The 20,839-nt window shown below is 51.6% G+C and carries 21 protein-coding genes; 9 read left to right on the top strand and 12 right to left on the bottom strand.

Annotation, left to right across the window (positions count from 1 at the left end):
• Positions 1-133 precede the first annotated feature (133 nt).
• A complete protein-coding gene (gene yohP, locus ACJHX7_RS08385) occupies positions 134-217 on the top strand; it encodes a small membrane protein YohP (protein WP_000691708.1) in 84 nt (27 codons plus the stop codon).
• Between the two features lie 387 nt (positions 218-604).
• Here the strand turns inward: yohP and dusC are convergent, their stop codons facing one another.
• The 6 genes from dusC to ACJHX7_RS08355 all read right to left on the bottom strand — a co-directional run bounded on the left by dusC (position 605) and on the right by ACJHX7_RS08355 (position 6,592).
• Positions 605-1,555, bottom strand: coding sequence for a tRNA dihydrouridine(16) synthase DusC (gene dusC / locus ACJHX7_RS08380; protein WP_094029719.1), 951 nt, complete (start codon positions 1,553-1,555; stop codon positions 605-607).
• 61 nt (positions 1,556-1,616) lie between these two features.
• Complete coding sequence (locus ACJHX7_RS08375) at positions 1,617-2,810, bottom strand: 3-hydroxybenzoate 6-monooxygenase (RefSeq protein WP_094029718.1); 1,194 nt, start codon at positions 2,808-2,810, stop codon at positions 1,617-1,619.
• 14 nt (positions 2,811-2,824) lie between these two features.
• Positions 2,825-3,469 carry a maleylacetoacetate isomerase gene (maiA, locus tag ACJHX7_RS08370; protein ID WP_094029717.1) on the bottom strand — a complete coding sequence of 215 codons (645 nt, stop codon included), beginning with the start codon at positions 3,467-3,469 and terminating at the stop codon, positions 2,825-2,827.
• 7 nt (positions 3,470-3,476) lie between these two features.
• Positions 3,477-4,178 (bottom strand): fumarylacetoacetate hydrolase family protein, encoded by a 702-nt coding sequence (locus tag ACJHX7_RS08365; RefSeq protein ID WP_410231553.1) that lies wholly within the window; start codon positions 4,176-4,178, stop codon positions 3,477-3,479.
• Positions 4,179-4,193: 15 nt separating this feature from the next.
• Positions 4,194-5,222, bottom strand: a complete 1,029-nt coding sequence (gene gtdA, locus ACJHX7_RS08360) for a gentisate 1,2-dioxygenase (RefSeq protein ID WP_000131696.1) — start codon at positions 5,220-5,222, stop codon at positions 4,194-4,196.
• Positions 5,223-5,233: 11 nt separating this feature from the next.
• Positions 5,234-6,592, bottom strand: a complete 1,359-nt coding sequence (locus ACJHX7_RS08355; protein ID WP_000194231.1) for an MFS transporter — start codon at positions 6,590-6,592, stop codon at positions 5,234-5,236.
• Between the two features lie 126 nt (positions 6,593-6,718).
• Between ACJHX7_RS08355 and ACJHX7_RS08350 the strand changes: the two genes are divergently transcribed.
• The 8 genes from ACJHX7_RS08350 to preA all read left to right on the top strand — a co-directional run bounded on the left by ACJHX7_RS08350 (position 6,719) and on the right by preA (position 13,634).
• A complete protein-coding gene (locus ACJHX7_RS08350; RefSeq protein WP_094029716.1) occupies positions 6,719-7,627 on the top strand; it encodes a LysR substrate-binding domain-containing protein in 909 nt (302 codons plus the stop codon).
• Positions 7,628-7,757: 130 nt separating this feature from the next.
• Positions 7,758-8,156: a CidA/LrgA family protein gene (locus ACJHX7_RS08345; protein WP_001295452.1), complete on the top strand. Its 399-nt coding sequence runs from the start codon at positions 7,758-7,760 to the stop codon at positions 8,154-8,156.
• Positions 8,153-8,848 (top strand): CidB/LrgB family autolysis modulator, encoded by a 696-nt coding sequence (locus ACJHX7_RS08340; protein ID WP_000968208.1) that lies wholly within the window; start codon positions 8,153-8,155, stop codon positions 8,846-8,848. The genes ACJHX7_RS08345 and ACJHX7_RS08340 overlap by 4 nt, the downstream gene beginning before the upstream one ends.
• Positions 8,849-8,977: 129 nt before the next feature.
• A complete protein-coding gene (gene cdd / locus ACJHX7_RS08335) occupies positions 8,978-9,862 on the top strand; it encodes a cytidine deaminase (RefSeq protein WP_000553553.1) in 885 nt (294 codons plus the stop codon).
• Between the two features lie 149 nt (positions 9,863-10,011).
• Positions 10,012-10,731 (top strand): outer membrane permeability protein SanA, encoded by a 720-nt coding sequence (gene sanA, locus ACJHX7_RS08330; RefSeq protein ID WP_000920064.1) that lies wholly within the window; start codon positions 10,012-10,014, stop codon positions 10,729-10,731.
• Positions 10,732-10,733: 2 nt separating this feature from the next.
• On the top strand, positions 10,734-10,973 hold the full coding sequence (locus ACJHX7_RS08325) for a DUF2542 family protein (RefSeq protein WP_000383096.1): 240 nt from the start codon (positions 10,734-10,736) through the stop codon (positions 10,971-10,973).
• A 193-nt stretch (positions 10,974-11,166) separates the two neighbouring features.
• Entirely contained in the window at positions 11,167-12,405 is a 1,239-nt protein-coding gene (gene preT / locus ACJHX7_RS08320) for an NAD-dependent dihydropyrimidine dehydrogenase subunit PreT (protein ID WP_001136381.1), read from the top strand.
• On the top strand, positions 12,399-13,634 hold the full coding sequence (gene preA / locus ACJHX7_RS08315) for an NAD-dependent dihydropyrimidine dehydrogenase subunit PreA (RefSeq protein WP_000956071.1): 1,236 nt from the start codon (positions 12,399-12,401) through the stop codon (positions 13,632-13,634). The genes preT and preA overlap by 7 nt, the downstream gene beginning before the upstream one ends.
• Positions 13,635-13,704: 70 nt before the next feature.
• Here the strand turns inward: preA and mglC are convergent, their stop codons facing one another.
• From mglC to folE, 6 genes are all read right to left on the bottom strand, one after another.
• A complete protein-coding gene (gene mglC, locus ACJHX7_RS08310; RefSeq protein WP_001275118.1) occupies positions 13,705-14,715 on the bottom strand; it encodes a galactose/methyl galactoside ABC transporter permease MglC in 1,011 nt (336 codons plus the stop codon).
• Positions 14,716-14,730: 15 nt separating this feature from the next.
• Positions 14,731-16,251, bottom strand: coding sequence for a galactose/methyl galactoside ABC transporter ATP-binding protein MglA (mglA, locus tag ACJHX7_RS08305; RefSeq protein WP_000255032.1), 1,521 nt, complete (start codon positions 16,249-16,251; stop codon positions 14,731-14,733).
• A 60-nt stretch (positions 16,252-16,311) separates the two neighbouring features.
• The gene (mglB, locus tag ACJHX7_RS08300; RefSeq protein ID WP_001036964.1) at positions 16,312-17,310 is read right to left on the bottom strand and encodes a galactose/glucose ABC transporter substrate-binding protein MglB; all 999 of its coding nucleotides are present in this window, start codon (positions 17,308-17,310) and stop codon (positions 16,312-16,314) included.
• Positions 17,311-17,589: 279 nt separating this feature from the next.
• Complete coding sequence (gene galS / locus ACJHX7_RS08295) at positions 17,590-18,630, bottom strand: HTH-type transcriptional regulator GalS (RefSeq protein ID WP_000628659.1); 1,041 nt, start codon at positions 18,628-18,630, stop codon at positions 17,590-17,592.
• Between the two features lie 141 nt (positions 18,631-18,771).
• The gene (gene yeiB, locus ACJHX7_RS08290; RefSeq protein ID WP_094029715.1) at positions 18,772-19,929 is read right to left on the bottom strand and encodes a DUF418 domain-containing protein YeiB; all 1,158 of its coding nucleotides are present in this window, start codon (positions 19,927-19,929) and stop codon (positions 18,772-18,774) included.
• Positions 19,930-19,945: 16 nt separating this feature from the next.
• Complete coding sequence (gene folE, locus ACJHX7_RS08285; RefSeq protein WP_032171584.1) at positions 19,946-20,614, bottom strand: GTP cyclohydrolase I FolE; 669 nt, start codon at positions 20,612-20,614, stop codon at positions 19,946-19,948.
• Between the last annotated feature and the right edge of the window lie 225 nt (positions 20,615-20,839).

Raw genomic sequence — 20,839 nt, 5'->3', positions numbered from 1 at the left:
TAAAACGACATATCCAGAAAAATATACACTAAGCGAATGATATCTTCCGATTTATCTTAATCGTTTATGAATAGCGGCAAAGGGCTTCGTTTTTTCCTATACTTATTCAGCACTCACAAATAAAGGAACGCCAATGAAAATTATACTCTGGGCTGTATTGATTATTTTCCTGATTGGGCTACTGGTGGTGACTGGCGTATTTAAGATGATATTTTAAAAATCAGATATGGCATATAAGTTGTCAGGTCAGTAACTCGATATTTTGTGTACTTGATTTGCAAACAGCTCCGGTGTTGGTGGCGTCAAAATCGCTGAAGCGTTCCCCGAAGGCCGGGGCAGCCCACATGGATGTGGGCTGAGGGCGCGTCTTACAAGGACGTTACCTCGCGCCCGACCCGGTAGCCGAAGGGGATAAGCTGAAGGTACCGCGCAGCGGCGATTTTGTTCGCCAGAGCCCGGGGGTGCAGGGGGAGGAGGCGATTGTCCTCCCCCTGCGTGCTCCTTGCGCCAGTGGCAATATGTGGCTTAGCTCATGAAAGGAGCACAACAAGATGATGAAGCTAAATAAGCGATTCATTGTCTCAGATAAGCTGCGATTCCACTATTATCGCAGCTTATCGATATCAATTGCCTGAATAGCCCTTGCAATATCAGGGGAATTATTCAACATCCGAACATGCTGAAATAATTCTGTTGCTTCATCGTATTCTTTACGCAAATAACTCAACCACTGTTTAATCCGCGCTACGTGATATAACCCGGTATCGCCCTGCTTTTCCAGACGGGTATATTTTTGCAGCAAAGCAACTACCTCCGGCCATGGCATTCGCGGTTCGTTATATTTTACCACCCGGCTCAGGTTGGGAATATTGAGCGCCCCGCGACCAATCATCACTGCGTCGCAGCCGCTGATCGCCATGCATTGTTGCGCGCTCTGCCAGTCCCAGATTTCACCGTTGGCAATCACCGGAATATTCAGCCGCTGGCGAATCTCGCCAATCGCCTGCCAGTCAATATGCTCCGCGCGGTACCCCTGCTCTTTTGTCCGCCCATGTACTACCAGCTCCGTAGCGCCAGCCTGTTGCACCGCATCGGCGATTTCAAATTTCTTCTCACCGCTGTCCCAGCCCAGACGCACTTTCACACTGACGGGCAAATGCGCCGGTACAGCTTCGCGCATCGCTTTTGCACCCTGATAGATGAGTTCAGGATCTTTCAGTAACGTCGCCCCACCGCCGCTACCGTTAACCGTTTTCGACGGGCAGCCGCAATTGAGATCCACGCCCCAGGAACCTAACTCGACTGCACGGGCGGCGTTCTCTGCCAGCCATTGTGGGAACTGGCCTAACAACTGCACGCGCACCAGCGTACCGGATGGTGTCCGGCTGGCGTTTTGTAGCTCAGGGCAAATGCGATGAAAGACTTTTACCGGCAGCAGTTGATCCACCACGCGGACAAACTCGGTGATGCACAGATCGTAGTCGTTAACTTCGGTCAGTAATTCCCGCACCAGAGAGTCAAGTACACCCTCCATCGGAGCCAGTAACACACGCATATCATCACCCGCCAAAAAATGAGGCGCTATGTTAGCGCCTATGGTCAGCGGATTAAAGTACTCAGCGTGGTTGCAAACAGTTATCTTCTTTCCAGCCGTACAGCCACTCCATGCCGCGGTAAAACTCTGCCTGCGATTTCCCTTTCCACAGCAGGTTACGTACCTGGCGCTCTACTCCTGCGGCATGATAAACCCGCCCCATTTCACGGGTCGACCAGACGATGCGCGCGGTGCGCGGTATACGTACCGACTCATACAGCGCAAAGGCTTGTGCCGCATCACCCTCACACTGCGCCAGCGCCTTACCCAGTGTTACCGCGTCTTCCAGCGCCATACAGGCACCCTGCGCCATATACTGCGCCACCGGATGGGCCGCATCGCCCACCAGCGTAATGCGCTTCGTTCCCCACTTCGCTACCGGTTCACGGTCGGCGGTTGACCAGCGTCGCCAGGAGGTCGGTTTATCCAGCATCTGGCGCGGACGGGGGTGAATCCCTTCAAAGTAAGAGAGCACTTCCTCTTTACTGCCATCCTTCACGCCCCACTCTTCCTGCTGGCGGCTGTGGAATGTCACCACCAGGTTATACTGCTTGCCGCCGCGTAAAGGGTAATGCACCAAGTGACAGCACGGCCCCGCCCACAGTACTGGTGCGTTAATGCGCAAATCTTCCGGCATATCGGCACAATCGATAACCGCACGGTAGACCACATGCCCGGTGACACGCGGCGCATCGCCCAATAAGCTCTGGCGCACCACTGACTTCACGCCGTCACAGCCAATCAGAATATCGCCGATCCAACTATTGCCGCGCTCGTCGAAAACGGTGACATCGTCTTCTGTCTCGCGAATATCCACGACATTGGTGGAGGTGTGATATTCCACGTCCGGATGCGTCAGTACCGCTTCCCACACCGAGGCGTGAATATCAACCCGGTGGATCACCGCGTAAGGGCCGCCGAAATGATCGCGAAAGGCCTGACCGGTTTCAATGCGCACCACTTCTTCGGCGTTTACCGCATCCATCATGGTGATGTGATCGGTGAATACCGCGCGCTGGCGGGCGATTTCACCGACGCCGAGGCTATCCAACGCCGAAAACGCATTTGGCCCCAACTGGATACCTGCGCCAATCTCACCGATCTCATGCGCCTTTTCCAGCAGCACCACTTTGATCCCCTGGCGGGCCAGTGACAACGCAGTTGCCGCACCGCCGATCCCGCCTCCCACAATTACTGCGCGTGTCACTTTAGTCATTATGGTTCTCCTGGTCAGGCTGAAATTTTATCTTGTTGATTTTCTGGCGCTGCGGCAATGAACGCTGGCAGCTGCGTGCAGGTGTCGTACACCGCTTTGCAGCGCGGATACCCGCTCAGATCGCAGTTCATACGTAGCGCGTTCGCCCACTGTGGAACAAGGCAGCAATCTGCCAGCGTCGGCGTCTCGCCCACACAAAATTGCCCCGACTGGCTCTGGCGCAGTAGCTGTTCCACCGCGCTTAACCCCTGCTGGATCCAGTGCGCATACCAGCGTTTTTTATCTTCTTCACTGACGTTCAGCTCTTCGGTCAGGTAGCGCAGCACGCGTAGGTTATTCAATGGATGAATATCGCAGGCGATGGCATAGACAATTTCCAGCACCTTGTTGCGGGCCGGTTCTTCCTGCGGCATCAGCGGAACTTGCGGGTAGTGACTCTCCAGCCAGTCAATAATCGCCAGCGATTGTCCGAGTGATTCGCCCTCGTCGGTCAGCAGCGTCGGCACCAGCCCGACCGGATTCATCCGCCGGTAGGCCAGTTCGTTTTGCTGACCAATGCGGATATTCACCCCTTCGGTCTGGTAATCGATACCCTTCAGCGCCAGCGCAATGCGCACCCGGTAAGACGCTGAACTATTAAAAAAACTGTACAGCTTCATCATCACCTCAGACAATCTTCACCGCGATAGGCGTTAAGCCCTCGACGTTGCCCGTGATCACATCACCTTTGACTACTGGGCCAACCCCTTCCGGCGTACCTGTAAAGATTAGATCGCCCGGTTGCAGTTCAAAGAAGCCTGACAGGTAGCTGATGGTTTCATTCACTGACCAGATGAGATGACGAATATCGCTGCGCTGATGATCTTCGCCGTTAACCTGTAACCAGATAGGTGCGTTATCAATACCGCCAGTTTCGCTGGCTTTGTGCAGCGGCGCGATGGGGGCCGAGAGATCGAACGCTTTGCCGATTTCCCACGGGCGGCCCATCTGGCGCATTTCCATTTGACGGTCACGGCGAGTCATATCAAGACCCGTGGCATAACCCCAGACATATTCATGGGCGTTTTCCAGCGGGATATCACTGCCTTTTTTACCAATCGCCACCACCAGTTCAATTTCATAATGGTAGTTATCGGTCTGCGCCGGATACGGCAGCGCCAGCGTTTCGCCAGCGGCAACCGGAACAACGGCATCCGCCGGTTTGCAGAAGAAGAATGGCGGTTCACGATCCGGATCAAAGCCCATTTCGCGGGCGTGGGCGGCATAGTTACGTCCGACGCAGTAAACGCGGCGTACGGGGAATTGTTCATAACTGCCAACAACCGGTACGGTAACGGGCGCTTGTGGTTCGAATACGTATTGAGTCATTTTCTCTCTCCCAAATTAATAACGCGCTTCGCGGAACAGCCCCAGGGCTTCTTGTACCGGTCTGTCCGAAAAACTAAATAAAACGGTATCTTGCGTGGTCTGGAACGACACGCCGTGCCAGGTCGGCACCACGAAGATATCTTTTGCACTAAAGCTGAAGGTTTCATTGCCGATAGTGACCTGCCCGCTACCTTCCACCACATGGTAGATGGTGCTGTCAGTGGTACGCGCCACGCGTGAGGCAAACCCTTTCGGCAGCAGTTGCAGGAAAGCGCCCATCGACGGCATCGGATAGCCACCGGTGACCGGGTTGACGTAGCGCATTTTGTAGCCATCCCACTCATCGGCATCGCCCAGGCGGGTTAAATCGTGTAGCACTTCGCGGCTACGCTCATAACGGTAGTTAAAGATGGGCGAGGAGTTCCCGGTCTGATGGCGCAGCGGCAACATATTGGCAGCGTAACGCGGCAGGTAATCGCCCTCTTTACGCGTTACTGGTTGTTGCTCCTCCGGGTAATCTTCGGCAAAACCGCAGCCCAGAGTGTTCACTAATGGCAGATCCAGCCCATCGAGCCAGATAACCGGTTCGTCGCCAGGGTTACCGTGATCGTGCCAGCGCCACTGCGGGGTCAGGATAAAATCGCCCTCATTCATTGGCGTGCGTTCGCCATCAACGGCGGTGAATGCCCCTTTACCTTCAACAATAAAACGCAGCGCCGACTGGTTATGGCGATGACTCGGTGCCACTTCGCCCGGCATGATCAGTTGCAAACCGGCATATAAAGTCGCGGTGATGGAAGACTGCCCGCGCAGCGCCGGGTTTTCCAGCACCAGCACGCGGCGCACGGCTTCTTTCGCGCCAATCAGGCTGCCGCTCTCCAGCAGCAGCGGGCGGATCTCCTGATAATTCCAGTACGCTGGCGCACAGTTAGCGTTGGGCGTTTTTGGCACCAGATGGTGCAGTGACTCCCACAGCGGGGTCAGGTTTTGCCCGGAAATATACTGATAAAATTGCTCGCGGCTATTTTGATTGTTATCAGTCATTGGGATGCTCCTTATTCGTTCACAACACCTGCGTGAGGCAGTGAGTCAGGGACAGAGGTCGACTGGCGAACCACGGTGATCAGCAGGGTTAACATCACCGCACTGATCGCCGCGGGCACAGCGATAATGAAAAACAGGGTGTCGAAAGAGAAATTCATCGCCATCATCACGCCGCCAGACAGCGAGCCAACAATCGCGCCGCAGCGGCCCACGGCGTTTGACCAGCTCACGCCCGTGGCGCGACTTTGTGTTGGATAAAGTGTTGCGGTCAGCGCATTCAGCCCCACCTGCGATCCGCTGATGCCAATGCCGGTGCCGAAAATCGCCAGCGCCATTAGCCATAATCCGTCCTGGCTTAAGCCAATCATCACGATGCATACAGCGCCTATGGCATAGCTCAGCGCCAGTACGCGGAAAGGATTGAACTTATCCATCAGCACGCCCAGCGCCAGCGCGCCCAACGTACCGCCAATCTGGAACGCGGCGGTAACCCAGGAGGCATGTTGCAGGTCGATGCCGCGATGGTTGAGCAGCGTTGGCATCCAGCTTGAGAGCAGGTAAATAATCAGCAAGCTCATAAAGAACACCACCCACAGCATCAACGTGATGGGTAACTGACGCCCCATAAACAGTTGACGAATGCTGCCTTTTGTAACGGAGGCTGATTCAATGAGATAAAAGTGGGTATCGACATAACGCTCGCGGGTGATGGCGCTGACGGTTTTCGCAATCACCGCCTGGGGTAGCTGGCGGCGCACCTGCCAGCGTGGCGATTCCGGCAGAACCACCAGCAGTGCAACAAACAGCATCAGCGGTAATACGCCACCCAACACCAGGATCCCGTGCCAGCCAATCACCGGCACCAGCTGCGCGCTGACAATCCCACCAAACGCCGAACCCAGGGTAAAGCCGCAAAACATCAGCGTCACCAGCGCGCCGCGGCGGCGGGCAGGCAGATATTCCGAGGTCATGGTAATTGTGTTTGGCATCGCGCCACCCAGCCCAAGGCCGGTGAGGAAACGGAGGAATACCAGCGTTTGCAGATCCGGTGAGAAAGCCGAGGCGAGGCTTAACGCGCCAAACAAAAAGACGCACAGCTCAATCACGCGTTTGCGGCCAAAGCGATCGGACAACGGACCACAAAGCAGTGCGCCTGCGGTTAACCCCAGCAGACCCGCGCCAAAAAGCGGGGCGAGATCGCCTGCGGTGAGTTGCCAGTGAGTGCGAATATCAGGGGCGATAAAGCCGATAGCCGCGGTGTCAAAACCATCGAGCATTACCACCAGAAAACAGCAGATGATAACGCGCCACTGCATCTTGCCGACCGGAGCAGCATCGATCAGTGCTTGTAAATCACGTCGTTGAGTCATAGTAAATGCCTCAGTGCAGGTAAGGTAGATGTTTCTTTTGTTTTATGTATGTTGCGATATTGTGATTAAAGAGATGAAATGTACAATGGCATTTCGGGCAGAGAGATAACCTGGAGGTTATGGCAAATGGCAAACTGGGCGCAGAAACTAAAGCTTCATCACCTGCAAATGCTGGTGGCGCTGGGTGAACAGGGCAATCTGACCCATGTGGCGCGGATGATGAATATCACCCAGCCTGCGCTGTCGAAATGGTTGTCACAACTCGAAGATGAGATCGGCCTCACACTCTTTGAGCGGCACAGCAAAGGGTTACGCCCTACCGAAGGCGGTAGATTGTTATTGCAACATGCCCAGCGGTTAATCAATGACATGGAGCGCTCGCAACATGAACTGGCCCGTTTTAAACAAGGTGGGCTGGTCGGCAGTCTGAAAATTGGCTGTTCTCCCGTCGCCACTGACTGCGTATCCCAGGCGATTTTGCATTTGCTCAAGGAGATGCCAACTCTACACCTGAATATTGAAGAGAAGGTTATGACCCCATTGCTGCAAGATCTGTTGGCAGGTTCTGTCGACGTGGTCGTTGGGCGAATTGGCGGTCGCGCCTTGCAGCTGCCACTGAATTATAAGGTGCTCTACACCGAGCCGGTGTGTTTTGTCGCCCGTGCTGAGCATCCACTGGCGAAATACGCCACCCTCAGCTGGAATGATCTTGCTAACTGGCGGTGGATAGTCTGGCCGACAGGTACCCCCATTCGCATCAGTATTGATAATGCGCTGGTAGACCACGGCGTGATGCTGCCAGAAAACACGATTGAGTCGGCGTCGATGAACGTCAGTACCAACCTGTTACAAAGCAGCGATGTGATCTCTATTTTGTCATTACGCCTGGCGCAACGTTATGCCAGCCAGGGACAACTGGTGATCCTCAACCTGCCAAAGATAGAACAGAAAGGCAGCGTCGGTGTGTTCTGGCGCAATAACGAAACGCCTTCTTATGCTTTAAGTCAGTTTCTGCACTTTTTACAGCAGAATTAGTGTGCTGAACTGGGCGCTCGCCCGAGGTTACGTCCCTAAAATTCAACTATGCTGAGAATTCTTAATGTGATCGGTAGCACGTTTTACGAATTAATTGTATGATGAATCCATCTCATCTGGGGTGTTGATTATGAGTAAGACACTGAACATTATCTGGCAATATTTACGTGCTTTTGTCCTGATTTATGCCTGCCTGTATGCAGGCATTTTCATTGCTTCACTGCTACCGGTAACCATTCCGGGCAGCATCATCGGGATGCTGATCCTGTTTGTCCTGCTGGCCTTGCAAATTCTTCCGGCGAAATGGGTCAATCCGGGGTGCTACGTACTGATTCGCTATATGGCGCTATTGTTTGTGCCGATTGGCGTAGGCGTCATGCAATATTTTGATTTGCTCCGCGCACAGTTTGGCCCGGTAGTGGTTTCCTGTGCAGTCAGTACGCTGGTGGTTTTTCTGGTGGTGAGCTGGAGTTCGCAACTGGTGCATGGTGAACGTAAAGTCGTAGGTCAGAAAGGATCAGAAGAATGATGGCGAATATCTGGTGGTCATTACCGCTGACGTTGATTGTCTTTTTTGCCGCCCGCAAACTGGCGGCACGGTATAAGTTTCCCCTGCTTAACCCGTTGCTGGTAGCAATGGTGGTGATCATTCCTTTTTTAATGCTGACCGGCATCTCTTACGACAGCTACTTTAAAGGTAGCGAAGTGCTAAACGATCTGCTGCAACCGGCGGTCGTTGCGCTGGCCTATCCTTTATATGAGCAGCTACACCAGATCCGCGCGCGCTGGAAATCGATCATCACCATCTGTTTTATCGGCAGCGTGGTTGCGATGGTGACGGGGACTTCCGTGGCATTGTTGATGGGCGCTTCACCGGAAATCGCCGCGTCAATCCTGCCGAAATCAGTCACCACGCCTATTGCAATGGCGGTTGGCGGCAGTATTGGCGGTATTCCGGCAATCAGCGCAGTTTGCGTGATTTTCGTCGGCATCCTCGGCGCTGTGTTTGGCCATACATTGCTTAATGCGATGCGTATTCGTACCAAAGCTGCGCGCGGTCTGGCAATGGGGACAGCCTCGCACGCCCTCGGTACGGCACGCTGTGCCGAGCTGGATTATCAGGAAGGTGCATTTAGTTCGCTGGCGCTGGTGTTATGCGGGATTATTACTTCGCTGATCGCACCGTTCCTTTTCCCGATTATTCTGGCAGTAATGGGCTAAAATTTGCGATGCGTCGCGCATTTTTGATGTAAGTTTCACGCGTTGCATAATTAATGAGATTCAGATCACATATAAAGCCATAACGGGTTCGTAAACTGTTATCCCATTACATGATTATGAGGCAACGCCATGCATCCACGTTTTCAAACCGCTTTTGCCCAACTTGCGGATAACTTGCAATCTGCACTGGAACCTATTCTGGCAGACAAGTACTTCCCCGCTTTGTTGACCGGGGAGCAAGTCTCATCGCTGAAGAGCGCAACGGGCCTGGACGAAGACGCGCTGGCATTCGCACTACTTCCGCTGGCGGCGGCCTGTGCGCGTACGCCATTGTCGAATTTTAATGTTGGCGCAATTGCGCGCGGTGTGAGCGGAACCTGGTATTTCGGTGCCAATATGGAATTTATTGGTGCGACAATGCAGCAAACCGTTCATGCCGAACAAAGCGCGATCAGCCACGCCTGGTTGAGTGGTGAAAAAGCGCTTGCAGCCATCACCGTTAACTACACGCCTTGTGGTCACTGCCGTCAGTTTATGAATGAACTGAACAGCGGTCTGGATCTGCGTATTCATCTTCCGGGACGCGAGGCACACGCGCTGCGTGACTATCTACCGGATGCCTTTGGGCCGAAAGATCTGGAGATTAAAACGCTGCTGATGGACGAGCAGGATCACGGCTATGCGCTGACTGGTGATGCGCTTTCTCAGGCGGCGATTGCGGCGGCAAACCGTTCGCACATGCCTTACAGTAAGTCGCCAAGCGGTGTCGCGCTGGAATGTAAAGACGGTCGTATTTTCAGCGGCAGCTACGCTGAAAACGCCGCATTCAACCCGACTCTGCCGCCGTTGCAGGGGGCGTTAATTCTGTTGAATCTCAAGGGTTATGATTACCCGGATATCCAGCGCGCGGTTCTGGCAGAAAAAGCCGATGCGCCGTTGATTCAGTGGGATGCCACCTCCGCAACGCTGAAAGCTCTCGGCTGTCACAATATCGACCGCGTGCTTCTCGCTTAAGCCTGGTGCCGGATGCGGCGTGAACGCCTTGTCCGGCTTGCCAGCCCTCTCCTGGTGTCGAAAATCCCGGCAAACAGTTTGCCGTTTCTTGCGCAAAACCAGCGGGTAAAGTAGCCTGATGGAAATTTTCCCTAGATCGAGTCTCCTGCATGTTAAAGCGCGTGTTCCTCAGCCTGTTAGTCCTGATCGGCTTGCTGCTGTTGACTGTGCTCGGCCTCGATCGCTGGATGAGCTGGAAAACCGCGCCTTATATCTACGACGAATTGCAGGATCTCCCCTACCGCCAGGTCGGCGTGGTGCTCGGCACAGCAAAATATTATCGTACTGGCGTAATTAATCAGTATTATCGCTACCGCATTCAAGGAGCGATTAATGCCTATAACAGCGGTAAGGTAAATTATCTATTACTGAGCGGCGATAACGCATTGCAAAGTTATAATGAGCCGATGACCATGCGCAAAGATTTAATCGCAGCTGGTGTCGACCCATCAGATATTGTTCTCGATTACGCAGGCTTTCGTACGCTGGATTCCATCGTGCGTACACGCAAAGTTTTCGATACTAATGATTTCATTATTATCACCCAACGTTTCCACTGTGAGCGGGCATTATTTATTGCGCTGCATATGGGGATTCAGGCTCAGTGTTATGCCGTACCGTCACCGAAAGATATGCTGTCAGTACGTATTCGCGAATTTGCCGCCCGTTTCGGTGCGCTGGCTGACCTTTATATTTTTAAACGTGAACCGCGTTTTTTAGGGCCGCTGGTCCCTATTCCGGCTATGCACCAGGTGCCGGAAGATGCGCAGGGGTATCCCGCCGTCACACCCGAACAGTTACTTGAATTACAAAAGAAACAAGGAAAGTAGTTATGGATGTACAGCAGTTTTTTGTCGTTGCCGTTTTTTTCCTTATCCCGATATTTTGTTTCCGCGAAGCATGGAAAGGCTGGCGCGCAGGCGCGATTGATAAACGGGTTAAAAATGCACCGGAACCGGTGTATGTCTGGCGAGCAAAAAATCCCGGACTCTTCTTCGCTTATATGGTGGCATATATCGGCTTCGGAATTTTATCTATCGGCATGATTGTTTATCTTATTTTCTATCGTTAATATTTTCTCTTTTCTGTTAATTATTGAGAATAATTATTACTTCACTCAATAAGCTGCGGATATAACATTCTGAACCGCAGCTATTTGTGAATCCTTTCACAGTTTAAATTTCCCCACGCGCATAGCCTTAATATCAGCACGCAATATTTATTTAGCGTTCGCCTTAATTACTCATAGCATTAAGGAAGATCACATGCCGCAACAAAATTATCTGGATGAACTCACTCCGGCTTTTACGCCTTTACTGGCGATTAAAGAAGCCTCTCGCTGTTTATTATGCCATGACGCCCCCTGTAGTCAGGCTTGTCCGGCGCAAACTGACCCAGGGAAATTTATCCGCTCAATTTATTTTCGTAATTTTAAAGGTGCTGCCGAGACAATTCGTGAAAATAATGCCCTCGGTGCCGTTTGTGCCAGAGTGTGCCCGACGGAGAAATTATGCCAAAGCGGTTGTACACGTGCCGGTGTTGATACTCCCATTGATATCGGTCGCTTACAGCGTTTTGTTACTGATTTTGAACAACAAACCGGGATGGAAATTTATCAGCCCGGTACTAAAACGCTCGGCAAAGTCGCCATTATTGGCGCGGGTCCTGCCGGATTGCAGGCCAGTGTGACGCTGACAAACCAGGGTTATGACGTCACGATCTATGAGAAAGAAGCACAACCCGGTGGCTGGTTGCGTAACGGCATTCCGCAATTCCGGTTACCGCAATCGGTGCTGGATGCAGAAATCGCCCGTATAGAAAAAATGGGCGTGACCATTAAATGCAATAACGAAATCGGTAACACACTCACCCTGGAGCAGCTGAAAGCGGAAAACCGCGCGGTACTGGTCACCGTGGGGTTATCGAGCGGTTCGGGGCTACCACTGTTTGAGCATAGCGACGTTGAGATTGCCGTCGACTTCCTGCAACGTGCACGACAGGCGCAAGGCGATATCAGCATTCCACAAAGCGCATTAATTATCGGCGGCGGTGATGTCGCGATGGACGTAGCCAGCACGCTGAAAGTTCTCGGCTGTCAGGCAGTAACTTGCGTAGCGCGTGAAGAGTTAGATGAGTTTCCGGCAAGCGAAAAAGAGTTTGCCAGCGCCCGGGAGCTGGGCGTTTCGATCATTGATGGATTCACGCCAGTAGCCGTGGAAGGCAATAAAGTCACGTTTAAGCATGTACGGTTACCGGGCGAACTGACGATGGCGGCAGATAAAATTATTCTCGCCGTCGGTCAGCATGCCAGACTGGATGCCTTTGCGGAGTTAGAGCCGCAGCGTAACACCATCAATACACAAAATTACCAGACCCGCGATCCGCAAGTCTTTGCTGCTGGCGATATTGTTGAGGGGGACAAAACCGTGGTCTATGCCGTGAAAACCGGGAAAGAAGCCGCCGAGGCGATTCATCACTATTTAGAGGGAGCTTGCTCATGTTAACGAAAGATCTTTCGATTACTTTTTGCGGCGTGAAGTTTCCCAACCCGTTCTGCCTCTCTTCTTCGCCGGTAGGCAACTGCTATGAGATGTGTGCCAAAGCCTACGACACTGGCTGGGGCGGCGTGGTGTTTAAAACGATCGGCTTTTTTATCGCCAACGAAGTCTCGCCGCGTTTTGATCATCTGGTGAAAGAAGATACCGGTTTTATCGGCTTCAAAAATATGGAGCAGATTGCTGAACATCCGTTGGAAGAGAATCTGGCCGCCCTGCGTCGGCTGAAAGAAGATTACCCGGACAAAGTATTGATCGCTTCAATCATGGGCGAAAATGAGCAGCAATGGGAAGAGCTGGCGCGTCTGGTGCAAGAAGCTGGCGCGGATATGATCGAGTGTAACTTCTCCTGTCCGCAAATGACTTCTCATGCGATGGGTAGCGATGTCGGGCAAAGCCCGGAGCTGGTAGAAAAATATTGTCGGGCAGTAAAACGTGGTTCCACGCTGCCAATGCTGGCGAAGATGACGCCGAATATCGGTGATATGTGCGAAGTGGCGCTGGCGGCGAAACGCGGCGGTGCAGATGGCATTGCGGCAATTAACACTGTTAAATCCATCACCAATATCGATCTTAATCAGAAAATCGGTATGCCGATCGTTAACGGTAAATCGAGTATTTCCGGATATTCCGGTAAAGCGGTAAAACCGATCGCCCTGCGCTTCATTCAGCAAATGCGCACCCATCCAGAACTGCGCGATTTCCCAATCAGCGGTATCGGCGGCATTGAAACCTGGGAGGATGCAGCGGAGTTTTTATTGCTCGGCGCAGCAACGTTACAGGTGACCACCGGCATTATGCAGTACGGCTATCGCATCGTAGAAGATATGGCGAGCGGGTTATCGCATTATCTCGCCGATCAGGGATTTGATTCGTTGCAGGAGATGGTAGGTCTGGCGAATAACAATATTGTCCCGGCGGAAGATTTAGACCGCAGTTATATTGTCTATCCCCGTATCAATCTTGATAAATGTGTTGGCTGTGGACGCTGTTATATTTCCTGTTACGACGGCGGTCACCAGGCGATGGAATGGAGCGAGAAAACCCGCACACCGCATTGTAATACCGAGAAATGTGTGGGTTGTCTGCTTTGTGGTCACGTCTGCCCGGTGGGTTGTATTGAGCTCGGGGAAGTGAAGTTTAAGAAAGGCGAGAAAGAACACCCGGTAACGTTGTAAAACCAGAGACGCATCCGGCATTTGGCACCGATTGCCGGATGCAGCGCATCCGGCAATACCCACATTCACATCATTTCTTACGCGCGTATTTCAGTGAATCCAGCGCTACGGCGAAGATAATAATCGCCCCTTTGATGATGTACTGCCAGTATGGGTTTACGCCGATATACGTCAGGCCATAGTTGATGACGGTAAAAATAATTACCCCGGTCACCACGCCAATCACCGTCCCCACACCGCCGCTGAACGATACGCCGCCCACCACGCACGCCGCGATAGCATCCAGTTCATACATAAAGCCGAGGTTGTTGGTGGCAGAGCCGATACGTCCGGCTTCTAACATCCCGCCGAAGGCATAGAACACACCAGACAACGCGTAGATCATCAGCAGGTTCAGGCCGACGTTGACACCAGATACTTTCGCCGCTTCCGGGTTACCGCCAATGGCAAAAATGTTCTTACCGAAGCGGGTTTTGTTCCACAACACCCAGACGAACGCCACCGCAATCAACGCGTAGAAGGTGATGTAAGAGAGACGGAAACTCCCCAGCGCGACAAAGCCCTGAGCAAAGGTAGAGAAGCCACTGTCAAAACCAGAAATTGGCGACGCCCCGACAAAGTCGTAATAGAGCGAGTTGATGCCATAGACGATGATCATTGTGCCGAGCGTGGTAATGAACGGCGTCACGTTGAGATAGGCGATAATCAGACCGTTGATCAAACCGATCACCGCACCAATGGCACAGACAATCAGAATAACCAGCGCAATCGGCATCGTCGCCATTTCCGGGAACACTTTGTTAGCGTTATCCATGGACTGCAATAACGTCGCTGCCACCACGGCTGCCAGCCCTACCTGACGTCCCGCAGAAAGGTCGGTCCCCTGGGTGACAATTAACCCTGCCACACCAAGCGCGATAATAATACGCACCGATGACTGGGTGAGAATATTACTTAAGTTCAACAGACTTAAAAATGTTGGGTCCTGGAAAATAATAATCGCCAGCAAAACTAAAAGAACGACGTAAATACCGCCCTCTTTCAGGTAAGTAAGAAAACTTTTCTTATTTAACGCACTCATGGGAAGCCCCTAATCTTAAAGGTGCAAAGACGCAAGACGCAGAATTTCGTTTTGCGTTGTTGTTTTTGTATCGACAATTCCGGAAACGAGACCATTGCTCATGACCAGAATACGGTCTGTTATCCCTAACAACTCTGGCATTTCGGAGGAGATAATAATAATCCCCTTGCCTTTCTTCGCCAGCTCGGCAATTAACTGATAAATCTCAAACTTCGCCCCGACATCAATACCGCGCGTCGGTTCATCGAGCATTAATATTTCTGGTTGCGTTAACAGCCAGCGACCAATAATCACCTTTTGCTGATTACCGCCGGAGAGCGAACCAATTTGCGTCCGATGCCCCGGTGTTTTTACCCGCATCGAATCAATCACCCACTGGGTATCGCTTTTCATCCGCGAGTTATCCAGTAAACCAACTTTATTTTTGTAGTTGCGAATATTGGAAATTAACGAGTTAAAACCAATATCCAGATAGGCATAAATTCCCGTTGAGCGGCGCTCCTCAGTTACCAGTGCAAATCCGTGGTTTATGGCTTCGTTGGCATTATGGTTATTGATCTTTTTGCCGTGCAGCGTAATAGTGCCAGCCGATTTCTCGCGAATACCAAATAACGTCTCAACAATATCGGTACGTTTCGCCCCCACCAGACCGGCAATACCGAGGATCTCCCCTTTATGCAGATCAAACGAGACATCGCGAATCGACGGCTGGCGCAGTGACGTTAGGTTACGCACTTCCAGAATCACTTCGCCCGGCTTGTTTTCTTTGTCAGGGAAACGCTGGTTAAGAGAACGCCCAACCATCATGGCGATGATCTTGTCCATCGTCAGCCCTGCCAGCGGTTCGGTGGCGATCCATTGACCGTCGCGCAATACGGTAACTTCATCACATAACTGGAAGATTTCTTCCATTTTATGCGAGATATAAACAATACCGCAGCCGCGCTCTTTTAGTTTACGAATAATAGTGAACAGATGATTGACCTCTTTTTCGGTTAACGAAGAAGTCGGTTCATCCATAATCACGATTTTCGCGTTATAGGAAAACGCTTTGGCGATTTCGATCATCTGCATTTGCGAAACGGATAATGTGCCGACGCGCGCACGCGGATCGATATCAATATCCAGTTCATCAAAAATCGCTTTGGTTTCGCGGTACATTTTGTCCTGATCGACAAACATGCCTTTGGTGGGATATCGCCCCAGCCACATGTTATCCATCACCGAACGTTGTAATACCAGGTTTAACTCCTGGTGTACCATCGAAATACCATTTTCCAGCGCTTCTTTGGCAGAATGGAAATCGATCTCTTTACCCTGGAATAAAATGGTGCCGGAGTCTTTTTGATAAATACCAAACAGGCATTTTAATAATGTTGATTTTCCTGCGCCGTTTTCCCCCATTAATGCATGGATAGAATGTGGCCGGACTTTTAAATTAACGTTATCAAGTGCCTTAACACCAGGAAAGGACTTGTTGATACCGCTCATTTCCAACAAGTATTCCCCGGAAGACGGAGTCGTTGAGCTGACCATATAATTTTACCTTGTTGGCCATACAATAAGGGCGCAGTAAACGACTGCGCCCAATCAGTCTTATTTCTTGCTGAATTCAGCCAGGTTGTCTTTATCTACGCCAACATAAGGTACGCGGACCACTTTGTTGTCGATTTTCCAGTTGGTGCCATCAGCCGCACCTTTGCCATCGGCCAGGTTTTTCGCCAGATCAAAGGTCGCTTTCGCCTGGTTGTTAGCATCGTTCAGTACGGTGCCCGCCAGCGCACCAGATTTCACCAGTGCCAGTGCTTCTGGCAGCGCATCGACGCCAAACACCGGAATGCTGGACTTGTTGTGTGCTTTCAGCGCTTCAACCGCGCCCATTGCCATCGCGTCGTTGTTGGCGATAACCACTTCGATTTTGTTGGCGTTCGGGCCAGACAGCCAGGCATCCATCTTATCTTTCGCCTGAGCGGTATCCCACATAGCGGTATCTAACTGTAACTGTTCAGTTTTGATGCCTTTGTCGTTCAGCTCTTTAATCACGTAAGTGGTACGTGCTTCTGCATCCGGATGGCCCGGTTCACCTTTCAGCAGTACGAATTGAATCTGACCGTCTTTGTTGAGATCCCAACCCTGGTTTGCCGCCCAATGTTTAGCAATCAAATCGCCCTGAATAATGCCGGACTCTTTGGAGTCAGTGCCAACGTAGTAGGCTTTGTCGTAGCTATCCAGCGCCTTACGAGACGGTTCTTTGTTGAAGAAAACCACCGGCACGTTTTGCCCACGCGCTTTCTCAATCACCGTACCCGCAGCTGCCGGGTCAACCAGGTTGATTGCCAGTGCCTTCACCCCTTTTGCCAGCAATACGTCGATCTGATCGTTCTGCTTGGACTGGTCATTCTGAGAATCATTCATCAGCAGCTGAACATCTGGCGCGGCTTTCGCATCTTGCTCAATAGCCTTGCGCACCACAGACATAAAGTTATCGTCGTACTTGTAGATTGTTACACCAATGCGAGTATCAGCAGCGTGTGCAGCGGCACCGAATAACATGCTGGCCATCACAGCAGACAGGGTTAACACCTTCTTATTCATGGTATCTCCGGTTTTTCTTATGCAGGGTAGTGCTTGAGATAAATGCTCGGCGGGGCAGTAGAGTTAATGAAGTGTTACTGAACGCCGAAGCTCACTTTTTAAAATTCGTTCTTCCATGCCCGGTAACGCTCCAGAAAACGGCTTTAATTGTTGTTATGACGCTATTACCTCGGTGAAAGTGATTATTCACTGTTACATACGGGTTACAACGTTAAAACGGTGCAATCATAGCTATCACATTGTTAAGATACTGTGAAATCACTCACAGATTGAAAGCGGTTACATCGCCTGATTTGTTGAGTTAGTGATCGCCGCCGCATTCTGGCGCGTTGCGACAGAATGACGACGCACTAACGTTGGCATAAAACAGTGGCTGGCACGAGGATCAATATTGCCTGCTGCTCCCTGCAAGGCCAGTTCGGTGGCTAATTTAGCCATTGAAGCAATGGGATAACGCACGGTCGTTAATTGCGGGTCGGTGTAACGGGCGATGGGAATATCATCGAAACCGATGATTGAGAGATGTAACGGAATCGCAATGCCATTATCTTTTAATGCTGTCAGTGCGCCAGCAGCCATATTGTCGTTATAAGCAAATACAGCGGTAAGTTGTAGATTGCGCCCCAGCAGTTCAACCATCGCCGCCTCACCACCCGGCATGTCCGGCGTGCCAGTGCCAATCCAGCTTTCCGGCGGAATAATATCCTGCTCTTTCAACGCACTCATCCAGCCTGCTTTACGCATGGCGTCATCTTCAATGCCGTGGCTGGAAGAAAGATAACCAATACGTTGATGGCCGTTATTAAGCAACATGCGCGTCGCCATTCGGGCACCACTGAGATTATCCAGGCAAACGCAACGATGGGCGTACCCCGGCACAACGCGGTTGATTAACACCATACCGGGAATGTTATCCATAAATTGTGCCAGTTCATCATCACTCAATGCTTTTGAGTGAACAATCAACGCATTACAACGCTGGCGAATTAACACCTCAATGGCGTGACGCTCTTTTTCCGCTTCATGATAGCTATTGCCGATTAGCACGTATTTCTGATGCTGCTGGGCGACCAAATCCACCGCTTTTACCAGCGCACCAAAAAACGCATCAGAAACGTCCATCACCACCACGCCAATGGTATCGCTAACCTGAGTTGCCAGCGCCTGGGCATTGGCGTTTGGCCGATAATCCAGCTCACTCACGGCTTTCATTACTGCTTCACGCGTGTCGGCACTGACCAGCGTGCTGTTATTGAGCACCCGGGAAACCGTTGCCACAGAGACGCCAGCCTGACGCGCTACATCACGAATGGTGATCATATTCACTACCTGTTATGAGATTGCAGTAAATGACTGCTTGCTGGCGGCTATTTTGTCAGCACTGAATACAGGACTTCGTGAATCGAGTCACAGCAATGGAAACGGTTACAGCCGTTTTGTTAACGAATGTGATCCAGATCGTTATCTTGATGTTTTAGATATTGTCGGTCCGGCAGCACGCAAAGTTAACTGACGCCAGAGCCATTCCACCGGCCCCTGGCGGAAGTAACGCAGCCAGATAACAGAGAAGAAGATATTCGCCAGCCATACCGGAATAACAAACGCCAGCAACTCCAGACGGTCAAACTGCATAAACAAACCGAGGTGGTAAAAAAGCGTAGTACAAATCAGCGTTTGCAATAGATAGTTGGTCAGTGCCATCCGTCCGACACAGGCGATTGCCAGCACCAGCTTAAAGCGGCTTAATTGCGGCCAGAAGCCATAAAATAGCGACGCATAGCCAATCGCCTGAAACGGCGCACTCAGTTCCCGCGGCATCTGAAGTAAAAAGGCGCACCAGCGATAGGCCCAGTCCAGCCGCCATTGCAGGGCGATGGCAGGAAGGTTAATGATCACCCCAATCGCCATCAGCACAAAACCAGTACGACGATAGTGACGTAAGCTGAACTGCCCTTTCAGCCAGCCGCTGCGCATCAGCGCCGCACCAATGAGCATCATCCCTGCCAGTTGCCAGCCATACTGTGCGCCCAGTGCCAGTAAACTGTTGCCAACACCATCGGCACGATTACTGATCGCTTCAACACCGCCGTGAAGCTTCCAGTATTTTTCATACAAAATAGCCGATGCATCCGGCGTCCAGGCGCGGCTGGTCTGGCTGTCGGAAATCAGCCCCAATAACAGCAAAACGCCAAGCCCCACCAGATAAAGCATGACGCCTGTATTAAACAGGCTTTTTACCGATGGCGCATCGCGCACCAGCCGCCAGCAGATTAAGCCCACCAGCCCGTAAGCCAGCAGAATATCGCCGTCCCAGAACAATAAACCGTGAATAAAGCCCAGCAAGACTAACAGCGTTAACCGCGACTGGATCCAGCGTCTGCCACGGGGCAACAACATTTGTAGGCCAGCACCAAACAGCAGCGCAAAAAGCGTGAGGAATTTCACCTGGCCGATGAGATCGAGAAATGCCCAGGTCCATGCATCCTGCGGCGTAATAGCGCCGTACCAGGCGGGATTGAGATAAGCCGCCTTTGGTAGCCCAAAGGCGCTGATGTTTAATAGCAGGATCCCCAGAATGGCGACGCCGCGAACAAAATCGAGCGTGACGTTGCGCTCCATGGTTCCTGCCTTTTAATCAGTTGTGATGACGCACAGCGCGCAGAAATTCGTGGCGCGTATTCTGACTGGATTTGAACAATCCACCAAGAGAGGTCGTTGTTGTGGCACTGGTTGCGTCGCGGATGCCACGCGCTTTCACGCAGTAATGCACCGCGTCGATAGAGACAGCCACGTTATTGGTGCCCAGCAGCGTTTGTAGCGCAATGAGAATTTGCTGGGTCAGACGTTCCTGCACCTGCGGACGCTGGGCAAAGAACTGCACAATACGGTTAATTTTTGACAGACCGATCACCGAATCTTTCGGGATATAAGCCACCGTCGCTTTGCCATCGATGGTAACAAAATGGTGTTCACAGGTGCTGGTCAGGGTGATATCGCGCACGGTGACCATTTCATCGACCTTCATTTTGTTTTCAATGAGGGTGATTTTCGGGAAATTGGCGTAATCCAGACCGGAGAAAATTTCATCGACATACATTTTAGCGATGCGATGCGGCGTTTCCATCAAACTGTCATCAGCCAGGTCGAGATTCAGCAGCTGCATGATTTCGGTCATATGACCAGTAATAAGGCTTTTGCGCGTTTCGTTATCCATTTCATGCACGGGCGGGCGCAGCGGTGTTTCCAGTCCTCGCGCAACTAACGCTTCATGAACCAGGGCCGCTTCTTTACTGAGTGATGGCATTTATGATTTCTCCTGCAGGTGTGACGCCTCCGCCCTGCGTGGGGGCAAAGTTATTAAGCTGATTTACAGCCTGATTATTGTGCGTGAGGCGGCGCACATAATCCAGTATTCACAGCGATAATTATTGTAATTGCCGCTGCCTTTCATCAGCAGATGTTAAAACATCGTTATGCAAATACGGAAGTGAAAGTTACTCACAGCACATTGAATAAACGGTATGATGAA

Source organism: Escherichia sp. WS1451 (assembly GCF_046487365.1).
In the GTDB taxonomy this organism is placed as follows: domain Bacteria; phylum Pseudomonadota; class Gammaproteobacteria; order Enterobacterales; family Enterobacteriaceae; genus Escherichia; species Escherichia coli.
The sequence above is the reverse complement of the archived record's forward strand: the minus strand, read 5'-3'. Positions and strand labels throughout refer to the sequence as shown.